Origin of the sequence: Streptococcus sp. k-90, assembly GCF_013277565.1 — a bacterium.
Lineage (GTDB): Bacteria > Bacillota > Bacilli > Lactobacillales > Streptococcaceae > Streptococcus.
In genome coordinates this window covers 1-14,233 of sequence record NZ_VMNE01000014.1, presented here as the reverse complement: position 1 = coordinate 14,233, position 14,233 = coordinate 1, and the positions used below count along the sequence as shown (strand labels likewise).

The window sequence follows — 14,233 nt, the reverse complement described above, 5'->3', positions numbered from 1 at the left end:
TGCCTTATTTTTCTAGATAGAAAAGAAAGTTAAAGAAAGTTAAAGAAAGTTAAAAAAACTCAGAAACACTTTAACGCTTCTAAGTTTTTCTTCTCTATTTTTTGATGAAAATAAAGTTTATCTATTCAAATAATTGATAGTAGTCTGAGATTTTCATTTTTGCTTTTTCTTCTTGGTTTAAATCTTGGATAATCCGTCCTTCTTTCATGACAATCAAGCGATTGCCATATTTGAGAGCATCTTCCATATGATGAGTAATCATAAGGGCTGTCAGCTGATCTTTCTTGACAAATTCATCTGTCAATTCCATCAAGGCCACACTGGTCTTTGGATCAAGGGCAGCAGTATGCTCGTCTAACAGGAGTAATTCAGGTCGCTTCAAGGTTGCCATCAAGAGACTCAAAGCCTGTCTTTGTCCACCTGATAAGAACTCAATCGGTGTATTCAAATGTCTCTCAAGACCATTCCCTACTTTTTCAATGGTTGCCTGAAACTCATCCTTATAGCTAGTCAAGCGTCGTGGTAACAATCCACGCTTTTCACCACGAAACTTGGCAATTAAAAGATTTTCAGCAACCGTCATACGAGGAGCTGTTCCCATCTTGGGATCTTGGAAAACACGAGACAAGTACTTGGCACGCTTCTCTGGTGAAAACTTGGTAACATCTTCACCCAAGATACGAATAGTTCCACTGGTTAATGACAAGGTTCCTGCAATAGTGTTAAAGAGAGTTGATTTCCCAGCACCATTTCCACCTAAAATCGTGATAAAGTCCTGTTCAAAAATTTCTAAGGAAACATCATTTAAAATAATCTTTTCTTCATCAAAGCCATTTTTAACGATTTTGGTTGCATTTTTTAATTCTACAATTGCTGTCATTTGCTTAACTTGGCTCCTTTCAAGATTGTTTGCTTAAATGTTGGAATCATGAGACAGACTGCCAAAATCACGGCACTGTATAAACGAAGGTAACTTGTATTAAAGCCAAGAGCGATAACCGCCCACACTAAGAATTGATAGGCGATAGAACCTACAACGATGGTAACCAGACGTTCTGCCAAGCTCAAACTCTTGAAGATAACTTCTCCAATAATCAAACTTGCAAGACCTACAACGATAACCCCGATTCCTCGAGATACATCAGCATAACCTTCTTGCTGGGCAATGAGAGCACCTGCAAGAGCAATCACACCATTTGATAAGACCAATCCCATGAGCTCCATGCGTCCAGTATGAATCCCGAAACTTCTAGCCATATCAGGATTGTCACCTGTAGCAATATAGGCTTGTCCGAGTTTGGTATCCAAGAAAAAGAGCATGAGAGCAATAACAATACTCACAAAGATGAGACCTGTCAAAAGTTGATTCAAATCCGAGTCAAAAGGCAAAACATCCTGGATTTGCTTGGTTCCAAGCAATCCTAAATTTGCACGTCCCATAATCAAGAGCATGATAGAGTGACAGGAAGTCATCACCAAAATCCCTGAGAGCAAGGTTGGGATCTTCCCTTTTGTATAAAGAAGTCCTGTTGCCATACCAGCCAAACAACCTGCTCCTACAGCAATAAGAGTTGCTAAAAAAGGATTCACACCTTTCGTTATCAAAGTGACAGCAACAGCTCCCCCAAGAGGGAAGGAACCTTCTGTCGTCATATCTGGAAAGTTCAAAATCCTAAATGTCATAAAGATTCCCAGACCTAGAATAGCCCAGACAAATCCTTGAGAAATAATAGATAATATCATCTGTTTCTTAACCTTTTCTATATGCTTTCTATTGTAAAAAATTGGAGGAGATGTCCCCAACTCCTCCATTACAGATTATTCGATCACTTGTCCTGCTTCTTTTAGAACAGATTCAGGAATCGTAATACCTAGCTCTTGTGCCAATTTTTTGTTAATTACTGACTTACCAGTTGAAAAGACATTGACTGGAGTATCAGCCGGTTTTGCACCTTTCAAGACTTGCGCAATCATTTTACCTGTTGCCACACCAAGGTCATGTTGGTCAACTACAACTGATGCCAAACCACCTATTTCTACCATGGCAGTAGCACTTGGATAAATTGGCTTCTTAGAACTTTGATTACTAGAGACAACCGTTGGAAATCCCGATGCAATGGTGTTATCAATTGGAACCCAGATAGCATCGACCTTGCTAGTCATAACGTTAACTGTTGAAGCAATTTCATTTGTTGAAGGAACTGCGAATGTTTCCACTGTCAAACCTGCTTTTTCAGCATAAGCCTTAAATTCTTCGACCTGTGTTTTTGAATTGTCTTCGCTACTTGAGTAAAGGGCCCCGATTGTTTTTACATTTGGTGTAAGAGCCTTGATGAGTTCAACTTGTTGTTGAGCTGGATTGTGGTCAGACACCCCTGTAATGTTGCCACCTGGTTTTTTCAAATCTTTAACCAAGTTAGCACCAATTGGGTCTGTAATAGCAGCCATGATAACTGGTAGGTCTTTTGTTGCACTAGCCAATCCTTGAGCAGCTGGTGTTGCAATACCAACCACAAGGTCATTGCCATTTGCGACCAATTGTTTACTCATTGTCGCAACCTTACTTTGGTCACCTTCTGAGTTCATAAAATCGATTTTAATTTGGTCATCTTTATAGCCTTCTTCTGCAAGTCCATCTTGGATTCCTTTATAAATCAAATCAAGAGATGGATGGCTCACAAATTGAAGGACACCAACTTTGGCAACTTTCTTTTCATTCTTAGCTTCTGGCTTATTCATTGAAGAGTAAATCAAGCTTCCTGCTACTAAAACTGCTAACGCAGCGATAATTCCAATTAAACGTTTATTTTTCATTCTATTTCTCCTTTTTATTCCTTTAAAATACTTCACTTATCTAATACTCTTCGAAAATCTCTTCAAACCACGTCAGCGTCGCCTTACCGTACTCAAGTACAGCTTGCGGCTAGCTTCCTAGTTTGCTTTTTGATTTTCATTGAGTATAAACAAGCGACGCCATCGTTTTCTTTCCATACTAACCTCCATCAAAAAGTCCTCACACAAAAAACTTGTGTGAGGACGTCGATGCGCGGTACCACCTCAATTATAGGGAATTTCCCTATCGCTCTGTCTCGCAATCACGAGATGCACTGTAAGGTGTGCTCACCGAATTTTTATGATTTCAAATTCTAAATAACATCCAGCCCAATTTTCATCATCACCACTTATCTGTTTTCAGCTACCACAGACTCTCTAAAAAGTTTGTATGATTACTTTTCTGAATGTTTAAATTATATCATTTTTCAATTACTTGTCAAGACTCTTTGAGTATTTTTTTGAAATATTCAAAAACTTCCCCTATAGAAAAGAGGAAGTTTGATAGGTATCAGCCTGAATTACGAAGACCTGTTGCAATTCCGTTGATGGTTGTATGGATTAATTTTTCTTGATCGCTTGATAATTCTCCTCGGCGTTGACGTTTAATCAACTCCAACTGGATGTAGTTAAGAATATTAAAGTATGGCATACGATAATCTAAACTTGCTTTTAGATATGGATTTTCAGCCAAAAGTTCATCATAACCTTCGATAGCCAAGATAACTTCCTTGGTAACTTGCCATTCATTTAGAATAGTCTCATAGATTGCTTTTACTTGATCATCTTCACAAAGTTTGGCATATTCAAAAGCAATATTCATATTTGATTTTGACAAGACCATGTCAACGTTTGAAAGAAGTGATTGGAAGAAAGGCCAATTTTGATACATATCTCGTAAGATAGCGATATTCTCTGGATTTTTATCGATAAATTCTTTGAAGCTTGAACCAACTCCATACCAGCCAGGGAACATCACACGACTTTGCGACCATGAGAAGACCCATGGAATAGCACGCAAACCACCGATTTCTGTAATGGTCTTACGAGCAGCTGGACGTGAACCGATATTAAAGCTTGAAATAGCCTTAATTGGACTTGACTCAAAGAAATAATCATAGAAATGGTCATTACCAAAGACTAAATCACGGTAGATATCATAACTACGGTCTACTACTTGGTCCATAATGGCTTCATAGCGATTGGATGTATTGGTGTCGCTCTTCTTCTGCGTAATCATACGGTTAATAGCTGCAGATACTAGCATTTCAAGGTTATAGTAAGCTGCGTCTTTGTTACCGTATTTATTCCCAATTACTTCACCCTGCTCCGTCAAACGGATACGATCCTTGATAGACTTGAGCGGTTGAGATGTGATGGCTTCATAGGTTGGTCCACCACCACGACCGACAGTCCCACCACGGCCATGGAAGAAGGTAACCTTAACGCCAAATTCATCTCCAATAGCAGTCAATTGTTGTTGAGCCTTGTAGAGGGTCCAACATGATGATAGGTAGCCACCATCTTTATTACTATCAGAGTAACCAAGCATGATTTCTTGGTAGTTATTACGTGAAGCAATCCATTTCTTAGCAAGAGGAAGAGAAAGGTATTCTCTCATAGTTTCTTCTGAGTGGTCCAAGTCCTCAATTGTTTCAAAGAGAGGAACGATTTGGACACGGGCTCTTTCTTTATCAACTAACCCTACTTCTTTTAGCAAGATAGCCAATTCCAACATATCTGATACGCTGGTTGCATGTGAAATAATGGTTTGACGAATAACATCATCACCCAACTTATCTTTCAACTTACGAGCAGCTTTAAAGATGGCCAATTCTTTTTCAAGTAACTCTGATTTTTCAACGTGAGTGGCAGAAAGAATACGTGGATCTTCTTCTAATTCTTTCAAGAGAAGCTGGCATTTTTCTTCTTCACTTAGTTCGCTATAACGCGAATGAATTCCTGCTGATTTCAAAAGTTCAGCTACGCAGGCCTCATGAACACTAGAATCTTGGCGCATGTCAATAGATGCCAAATAGAAACCAAAAATTTCAACTGCCTGGATCAACTCAACAAAATCACCAGAAATCAGTGCTTCACCCTTATTTTCCAAGAGGGAATCACGAATGGTAATTAAGTCCTTATAAAAATCATTGGCCGTTTCATAGCGAGCCCCAACTTCCTTATCTTCAATCAGATAAGCTTTTGTCGCTTGGATTTTTGATTGAATATCAAACAAGGCACGGCGGTAAAGCTCTTTTTCACGGTAGATTGAGTTATCCTTGGATTGGCGAGCCATTTCTCTGACTTGCTTGCTGACATTGACAATACTTGTTGAGAGAGAGAATTCACGATAAAGTTGGTAAATCTTTTCATCATAGTAGTTCATGATGACTTCACACTGAGTCATGGCAGATTGTTTCAAGGTATCTGCTGTAACAAAGGGATTCCCATCACGGTCTCCACCAATCCACATTCCCATGGTAATTGGTTTAGGATGTTTCAACTCCAAGCCATGTTTTTTAGCCAGGCGCTTGTACTCAGCAGTCAAATGAGGAACAGCTTTCAGGAATGAACTATTGTAGTATTCCATAACATTCGTGATTTCATTGGTAACTTTCAATTTCTTTTCACGAATCATGTCTGTCTGCATGATAATCTCAATGTAACGACGGAGATCATTATGCCATTTTTCCTTATTAATCAAGCCTAATTTCACATCACGGTACTTACGCAAGAGGGTGTGGATATGGTTAGTCAAATCCAGCATACTCTTACGTTGCACTTGTGTTGGATGGGCTGTCAAAACAGGGACAACATTCAAATGTTCTAAAATTTCAACCGCATTTTCTTTTTCTGCAACCATTTTAATCGTTGCTGATAATTTACCAAGATAATCTTGATCTATATTATTTTGATGGTTGATTTCATAGGCCAAATCCACGTCTTCTGAAATATTAATCAAGAGAGGCAAGATAGAGAAATAGCGTGAAATATAAGCCATTTCATCATTTGTAAGGCTAGTAACCAATTGGTTCAAGCCTTGATAATCTTCTTGAGTTGATAATTCCTTCAACTGCATGATTTTTTCAAAAGTTTCTGGAGCAAGCATATTTTTAGTAATATCTTCTAACAATTCTGTTAAAATCAATACTTCTTCTTGCACGACAGCTTTATTACTATAGTTTTCTAATTTTTGAAGAGACATAGGCAATCCTTTCCACTATCAGCTCTACATATAGTTTGATGAGTGAGCTTCTAACTCCTCATACAATTGGGCACGTTTTTCACTTGCATCAATATTTAAGACAAAGGCGATGGCTACAGATAAGACTAGGAGACTGTTCCCTCCTTGCGATAAGAAGGGGAAGGTAACCCCTGTTGAAGGAATAATACCAGAAATTCCACCGATATTAACAAAGACCTGTACCAACATCATCCCCCCAACTCCAATCGCCATCATGGAATTAAAGGGATTCTTAGCACGAATTCCTACTAGGATAATTCGCAAAATGAGGAAAAAGACAAGTGCTAAAATCAAGCTGGCACCCACAAATCCAAACTCTTCAATGACAATTGAAAATACAAAGTCTGTATGGGCTTCTGGTAGATAGCCACGTTTTTCGATTGAATTTCCTAAACCTAGACCAAACCAACCACCATTGACCATGGCAAAGTAGGAATTTGCAAGTTGGTGGCCTGCTCCTGCCAAATCAGCAAAGGGATTAAAATAAGCACTGAAACGCTTGGCTACATATCCAAATACTGGAACTTTTGAAAACTTATCAACTCCTATAAAAGAAATAAGTGATAAGGATAAGGCAGAAATTCCAACTAAAATTCCAAAAAAAGCAAGAAACCATCTATAAGCGATTCCACTAACTGTATACATAATCAAAGCTACCAATGCTAGAATAGTAGCATTCCCCAAATCTGGGAAAATAGCAAGGCTGCCAATCAGTACAAAGAGGACAAAACGCCAATCATTAAAAGCACGAGGAAGCCACTGATTTTGTGTCAAAACTTGGAAGTCATAAATAGCGATATCCTCTTGTTGTTTGGAAAATCTGTTTGCTAAATACCAAATAATAATAATTTTCAAATATTCGGCTGGCTGAATAGTCAAAGGTCCTACTGAAATCCAGCCATAGGCTCCATTGACCGGAATACCAATCAAACGAGCCAAAGCTAATAGAATCAGCTCAACGAACATAACGATAAATAAAAGACGTTCGTTTCTTAAAAAATTCAGTTTCAACTTATATATCAAGGCAATCAGTATCAAACTAAATATCCAAAATAGTCCCTGACTTCGGACCAATTGCAGTGCACTTTGGCCTTCTTGAATTAAAATAGCACTGGTTGTCGAATAAACCACAATCAAGCCCAAAATAGATAACAGTAAGTAAGGAACTAGAATAGAATAGTTTAATAGGTGCCTCTTACTAATCTTCATAGTATCACCAATCTAATGAGAACAACACAATTGCTTCCCAAATTCCGTTTGTTTTCTAGTTTTGATTGCTATTATACCATTTTTTCCGAAAGAAAAAAACTCTTATCCATCAGATAGACCATTTTTGTCATAAGAAAAAGAGCACTTGGCCCTTTTCTGTTTTATTCTTTTGATGAACTGCTTGAGCTTGAATCTCCACCACCGATATATTGGGTAAAGATATTTTGGAAGGCTTGGTCTTTAACCTTGATATTGGCTGCTTGCAATTCTTTTCCGATAATACTTTGAACAAATGTTGAATCATTTTGTTTTTGAGTCAAGATAACAGTTTTTAATTTTTCTTTGTAGTTATCGATATTAGATGATTTTTCTGTTTTCTTAGTGACTTTTACAATGTAATATTGGCTGCTGTAGGCTTGTGTGCCAGTGGCTGTGATGACATCAGAAACACCATTTACATCTAAAGCAAAAGCAGCTTTTTTAACTTGTTCTGGTACTTCTGTTGAAGCAGAATCAAAGGTGATTTCTCCACCATTCGCTTTCGTTTTCTCATCTGTTGAATTATCTTTGGCTAATTGAGCAAAGTCTGCATCACTAGCTTTGGCTTTTTCAAGAATTTCTTTGGCCTTGTCTTCATTGTCCAAACGGATGATTTGAGCCGTTACATCTGGAGTGTACTCGTCAAAGGCCTTCTTATAAGCATCATCTGTCAATTCAGCTTCTGCTGCTTTTTTAACTGCCAACTCAACTAATTTACTTGTACGAATTTGAGCTTTACGTGTTTCAAGGGTCATTCCTGCTTGTGACAAGACACGTTGGTAGTTCTCACCATATTGTTTTTCTTCTTCTGCAATAGTGTCGTTGACTTCTTTTTCATCTACTTCTGAACCGTATTGTTTCTCAAATACTTTTTGGATGGTCAAGTTCAACAAGACTTGTTGGGCTGAAGGATTACTTTTCACTTGCTCATAAAACTGATGTTCAGTGATAACATCTCCTTTCATGCTGATAAGGTCTGCTCCTTCTGAACCTTTCGAACAAGCTGCTAAAGTTGCTACTGATAATAGTGTAATGGCACCTGCCAATAGTTTTTTCTTCATGTCTACTCCTTTGAGATAAGTGTTACCCTATCTATTTTACTATATTTTCTTAAATTTTTCTGAAAATCATTCGCTTTCAGGCAGTTGAACATCTGCTACATTTTTACGAAGCATGAGAATTCCGTCCCCCAGAGGTACTAATGTTGCTGTGAGTCCTGGATTGTCTAAGGTTGCATCAAACAGTCTTTGAAGTCCTCTGTAAATGGTTCGCTGACCTCGACGAACTTCCATGATATCCTTGGCAACATCACCACCTTGGAAAATATCATCCAAGACAACCACTCCACCAACTTCCAAGTGTTTGAGGATCTCTGGCAGAAAGACGATGTATTTAGACTTAGCAGAATCCATAAAGACAAAATCATAAGACTCTGTCAAGGTAGATAAGACATCTACCGCATCTCCTTCTAAAAGCGTGATTTGCTTACGACTGTCAAACTGGGCAAAATTTTCCTTGGCAAAACCAATCATTTCTGGATTGCGGTCAATGGTTGTAATTTTGGCATCTGGCGCATGTTCTGACATCAAGAGAGCTGAAAAACCGATAGCCGTCCCAATTTCCAGAATATTTTTAGGTTGCATAGTTTCCATGAGAAAACGGAAATAAGCTACCGTTTCATGGGGGATGATGGGAATATTTTCCTTACGAGCAAAGTCTTCCAATTCTTTCAGGGATCCTGTGATTTGCTTTTGACGCTGGCGCATCAAGTCAACAATTTCTTCTTTGACAACAGGACGACGCATGTTATGGTTAGCATTTTTACTATACGATTCAACCATCTTATGCCAATCCCAATTTTTCAACAAGGGCTTCAAACTCATTCAAACGACGTTCAAAGACTGCAAAGGCATCGTTGAGATAGTCTTCCTTCTCCATATCAACACCAGCTTTTCTCATGACATTAAGTGGATAGTCAGATTTACCTGCCTTGAGGTAGTCGATATAGCGCTCACGGTCTTCTTGACTACCATGGACAATTTTTTCAGCCAGGGCTGAGGCGGCCGCAAAGCCTGTTGAATATTGATATACATAATAGTTATAGTAGAAGTGTGGGATGCGGGCCCACTCGTATTGGATTTCAGGATTGTCTTCCTTACTCAAACCATAATACTCTTGGTTCAAGTTTGCGTAGAGTTTATTTAGGAAATCGCTTGTCAAGACTTCCCCATTTTGATCCGCTTGGTGAATAGCGTGTTCAAACTCGGCAAATTGAGTTTGGCGGAAAACTGTTCCACGGAAACCATCTAGGAAGTTATTGAGAATAGCAAAGCGCGTTGCGTCGTCTTCCACTTCTTCCAATAATTTCTCCGTCAAGATATTTTCATTGGTAGTTGAGGCAATTTCAGCCAAGAAGATAGAATAATCTCCGTAAACATAAGGCTGAGTTTCACGCGTATAGCTTGAATGCATACTGTGTCCTGTTTCATGAACAAGTGTAAAAAGATTGTCTAGATTGTCCTGCCAGTTGAGGAGCATAAAGGCATTGGTATCGTAAGAACCACCAGAATAGGCACCTGAACGCTTGCCTTGATTTTCGTAAACATCAATCCAACGCTCACTGAAGGCACGTTTAACACGGCTCAAGTAATCCTCACCCAAGACTGCCAAGGCATCTTCTGCCTTTTTCAAGGCTTCTTGGTAGGTAAAACTGTATTCAACAGATGAAAGCGGTGTGTAGACATCGTACATCTTGAGGTCTGAAATCCCCAAAATCTTTGAACGAAGCTCAAGGTAACGATGCAAGAGGGGCAAATGCTTGCGAACTGCTGCTACCAAATTGTCATAAACACTCTCTGGAACAAAATTCGCCGCTAGGGCTGCATGACGAGCACTCTTATAGTTGCGAACTTTTGCTCGGTAGTTTTGCACCTTAACATTGGTTTGCAAGGTTTTGGCATAAGTATGTTGGAATTGTTCGTAAGTCGCATAAAGGGCTTGATAGGCACCACGGCGCACCTCACGATTTTTAGACTCCATCAAACGTGTGTAAGTTCCATGAGAGAGCTGCACTTCCTTACCATCATCGTCAAGAACATAAGGGAAAACAATATCCGCATTGTCCAAGATAGCGAAGGTTTCACTTGCCGAACCAAAGATTTCTCCAGCGCCAGCCAATAATTCTTCTTCGCGTTGTGAAAGAACGTGATCCTTGCCTTGTAAAAGCTTGTCAAAATAGTGTTGATAAACCTGCAATTTTGGTTGAGCTTCTAAAAAGTCAGCATACTGCTTTTCGCTAATTTCCATAAATTCAGGCTCATAGAATGAAAAGGCTTGGTCTAGCTGGCTATAGAGAGTCATGGCCTTGGCATAGTACTCTTGGTACTTGGCTTCACGCGTGTCCTGATCGTTCTTCATATGAGCATAAACGTAAAGCTTCTCCATCTGGCGTTCCATCTCAAGAGAAAATTCAGTGATTTCGAGTAGGCTATCCGCACTATCTAGGAGATGGCCTTCATACTGGGCTACTGTCTCCAATTGTTCTGTTAAATCTTTTAAGGCTTCTTCCCAAGCCTGATCAGTTGGATAGATCGTTGATAGATCCCATGTATCTTTTTCATTTATTTCATTTCTTTGTAATACCATTAGATTCCTCCATCCTTTCTATTCTACCATATTTTTCAAGAAATATTGCTGATAAAAGGCTGGTGGATAAAGCTTTTGCCAATCATTTTGAGGATTTTCTTGATAATAGGTGTAAAAATGCTGATAATAGCTATTCAAGTCTTGTTCAATCTGGAAAAATTTGCCCACTAGTGGTCTAATTTGGGGATACCATGCTTTTAGCTCATAAGTCAGGATATTCTCTCCCTTTTGATAGGCTTCTGCTTGTTCTTTCATCCAAATGGGATTTTGATAATACAGTTGTTGTCGGATATAGCGACAGATATCCTTATCTTGAAAAACTGTAAAATGAGATATTTTTTGTTTCTTATAGGGGAGACGTAATATCTCCAGTAGACTATCTTGTCCATAGGGAAATTCCTTAATCTGATAATGGAGTTTACCTCGGAGATCTTGGTGAATCAGGTATTTGAGTCTTAAAAGCTGTTTTTCCTTGTCTATTTCCCAAACATAAAAGCCCATATTTTGACTGAAATAAAGAAAACCTTCTTGTAGACGAGTCAATCGCTCCTTGAGCCAAAGTTTTTGTCCCAGCAACCACAGTACTTGGTAACCTTGACTACGATAACCCTCACTACGCTCCTTAAGAAGTTTTTGTGGTAAGGGACTACACTGGACTTCTAAAGCTAGATTACCATTTACAAATACATCCGCAATCTGTTTAAGCTCTGGAAACGGGTATTCTAATTGTACCTCTGCCTCTTTTTTCAACCAGTGATAAAGGGATTCTTTATTTGCCAGATGTTCTGGACTTTCATTTTCAGAGGAATACTCACAGTCTTTTAAGGATTTGTGGGCAAAATGGGTTCGGACACTTGATCCTTGACGCAAACGGAGCTGACCTCCACAAGCTGGGCAGGTGTATGCTTGCTTCTCAAGCTTATTCTCTAACACATTTACCAACTGTCCCCTAGCATCTCTCGCAACAAACATGATTTCCCTCCTTTTCTATATTATTCGAAAAAATTAATAATTGTATTTTTAATTATAGAAGAAAAGTATAGTAAATCGAAATAAAGTATAGGCGAATTGATTGGGGAATTATAGTGAGTTGAAATAAGATATGAACAAATTTATTAGGGAAATCAAATTAATTTCTAGAAATACTTTAGCAGAAGTTATATACTATAGTAATTTCAATCTACTATAAAATTAAATTTCTATCAATAATTAAGAATTTATTTCGTACTATTCCCGTTTCATTTTACTATGCCATAATTAACAAATAATCTCCTAGTAATCAATGGACTACTAGGAGATTTTTTAAGGAATTCTATATAAGCTATAAAATCAAATACAGATTTTACTAAAAGATTAGATTAACTCATATATAAATTATGCTTCTTCGTCTTCTTTACGACGACGGCCTGCAAGACCAAGTCCAAGTACTGCACTTGCTGCAGCTGCTACCATAGCTACTGTAGAGTCTGCTGTACCAGTATTTGGAAGTTGTCGATCTTTATTTATTGTAGTTTCAGATACTGGAGTTCCATCTGACATTTCATTAGCACTGCCGTCCTTATGTGGCTGAGCTGGCATTTCTTCTGAAATACCATTCACACTACCTGTATAGGCTGGGACTTCTGCTGTTGGTGGCGTAACTACGTTGCCGTCACCAGCTGTACTGCTTGTGCCTACTGGTTCTGTATAGGCTGGGACTTCTGCTGTTGGTGGTGTAATAACGTTGCCTGCGCCATCCGTACTACTTGTGCCTACTGGATCTGTATACGCTGGCACTTCGACAGTCGGTGGGGTAATAACGTTACCATCGCCATCTGTATTACTTGTACCTACTGGATCTGTGTAAGCTGGAACTTCGACAGTCGGTGGCGTAATGACATTACCTTCGCCATCTGTACTGCTGGTGCCTACTGGATCTGTATACGCTGGCACTTCGACAGTTGGTGGGGTAATAACGTTACCATCGCCATCTGTACTGCTGGTACCTACTGGATCTGTGTAGGCTGGCACTTCTAATGTTGGTGGCGTAATGACATTGCCTGAGCCATCTGCACTGCTTGTTCCTACTGGATCTGTGTAGGCTGGCACTTCTAATGTTGGTGGCGTAATGACATTGCCTGAGCCATCTGCACTGCTTGTTCCTACTGGATCTGTGTAGGCTGGAATCTCTACAGTTGGTGGAGTAATGACATTGCCTGAGCCATCCGTGCTACTTGTGCCTACTGGATCTGTATAGGCTGGAACTTCTGCTGTTGGTGGAATAATAACATTACCTTCACCATCTGTACTACTTGTGCCTACTGGTTCTGTATAAGCTGGGACTTCTACAGTTGGTGGTGTAATACCGTTTCCTGCGCTATTTGTACTGCTTGTACCTACTGGATTTACTGCTTCAATTGCTTTAACTCCTGTAGTTTGAGCGGCATCTACACCATCTTGATCTTTCGCTTCATTGATAGCATTTACGGCTGCGATAGCTGCTTGCGCTACTTCGGCTTTCGCTGCGGCTTTTTCATCGTCGGATAATTTAGCATTCTTATCAATTGAGGCAATCTTAGCTTCTGACGCTGTTTGGATGGCTTCTAGTGCTTTCTCTTTACCTACTGGAGTTACTGCTTCAATTGCTTTAACTCCTGCAGTTTGAGCGCCATCTACGCCTTCTTGATCTTTCGCCTCATTAATAGCATTAACGGCTGCGAGGGCTGCTTGCGCTACTTCAGCTTTCGCTGCGGCTTTTTCATCGTCTGACAATTTAGCATTCTTATCAATTGAGGCAATCTTAGCTTCTGACGCTGTTTGGATGGCTTCTAGCGCTTTCTCTTTGCCTACTGGATTTACTGCTTCAATTGCTTTAACTCCTGTAGTTTGAGCGGCATCTACACCATCTTGATTTTTCGCTTCATTGATAGCATTTACAGCTGCGATGGCTGCTTGCGCTACTTCGGCTTTCGCTGCTGCTTTTTCATCATCTGACAATTTAGCATTCTTATCAATTGAGGCAATCTTAGCTTCTGACGCTGTTTGGATGGCTTCTAGCGCTTTCTCTTTACCTACTGGAGTTACTGCTTCAATTGCTTTAACTCCTGTAGTTTGAGCGCCATCTACGCCTTCTTGATCTTTCGCTTCATTGATAGCGTTAACGGCTGCGATAGCGGCTTTCGCTACTTCGGCTTTCGCTGCTGCTTTTTCATCGTCTGATAATTTAGCGTTCTTATCAATTGAAGCAATCTTAGCTTCTGATGCTGTTTGGATGGCTTCTAG

The 14,233-nt window shown here is 39.4% G+C and carries 10 protein-coding genes and 1 other annotated feature; all 10 genes read right to left on the bottom strand.

Annotation, left to right across the window (positions count from 1 at the left end; translation table 11 throughout):
- Positions 1-121 precede the first annotated feature (121 nt).
- The gene (locus HT734_RS04695) at positions 122-880 is read right to left on the bottom strand and encodes an ABC transporter ATP-binding protein (protein ID WP_173277130.1); all 759 of its coding nucleotides are present in this window, start codon (positions 878-880) and stop codon (positions 122-124) included.
- Positions 877-1,743: an ABC transporter permease gene (locus tag HT734_RS04690; protein ID WP_173277132.1), complete on the bottom strand. Its 867-nt coding sequence runs from the start codon at positions 1,741-1,743 to the stop codon at positions 877-879. The genes HT734_RS04695 and HT734_RS04690 overlap by 4 nt, the downstream gene beginning before the upstream one ends.
- Before the next feature lie 75 nt (positions 1,744-1,818).
- On the bottom strand, positions 1,819-2,814 hold the full coding sequence (gene trpX / locus HT734_RS04685; RefSeq protein ID WP_125451262.1) for a tryptophan ABC transporter substrate-binding protein: 996 nt from the start codon (positions 2,812-2,814) through the stop codon (positions 1,819-1,821).
- A gap of 215 nt (positions 2,815-3,029) precedes the next feature.
- Positions 3,030-3,247 (bottom strand) — a binding site (T-box leader).
- A 96-nt stretch (positions 3,248-3,343) separates the two neighbouring features.
- The gene (gene ppc, locus HT734_RS04680) at positions 3,344-6,040 is read right to left on the bottom strand and encodes a phosphoenolpyruvate carboxylase (protein ID WP_173277134.1); all 2,697 of its coding nucleotides are present in this window, start codon (positions 6,038-6,040) and stop codon (positions 3,344-3,346) included.
- A 24-nt stretch (positions 6,041-6,064) separates the two neighbouring features.
- Positions 6,065-7,288 (bottom strand): FtsW/RodA/SpoVE family cell cycle protein, encoded by a 1,224-nt coding sequence (locus tag HT734_RS04675; protein WP_000703375.1) that lies wholly within the window; start codon positions 7,286-7,288, stop codon positions 6,065-6,067.
- Between the two features lie 161 nt (positions 7,289-7,449).
- Positions 7,450-8,388, bottom strand: coding sequence for a peptidylprolyl isomerase PrsA (prsA, locus tag HT734_RS04670; protein ID WP_000727948.1), 939 nt, complete (start codon positions 8,386-8,388; stop codon positions 7,450-7,452).
- A gap of 66 nt (positions 8,389-8,454) precedes the next feature.
- Complete coding sequence (locus tag HT734_RS04665; RefSeq protein ID WP_153226065.1) at positions 8,455-9,168, bottom strand: O-methyltransferase; 714 nt, start codon at positions 9,166-9,168, stop codon at positions 8,455-8,457.
- Between the two features lies 1 nt (position 9,169).
- Positions 9,170-10,972 (bottom strand): oligoendopeptidase F, encoded by a 1,803-nt coding sequence (gene pepF / locus HT734_RS04660; RefSeq protein ID WP_000244150.1) that lies wholly within the window; start codon positions 10,970-10,972, stop codon positions 9,170-9,172.
- 18 nt (positions 10,973-10,990) lie between these two features.
- Positions 10,991-11,944, bottom strand: coding sequence for a competence protein CoiA family protein (locus HT734_RS04655; RefSeq protein ID WP_140834477.1), 954 nt, complete (start codon positions 11,942-11,944; stop codon positions 10,991-10,993).
- A 402-nt stretch (positions 11,945-12,346) separates the two neighbouring features.
- Positions 12,347-14,233: DUF1542 domain-containing protein (locus HT734_RS04650; RefSeq protein WP_173308478.1), on the bottom strand; the 1,887-nt coding region annotated here is incomplete at its 5' end.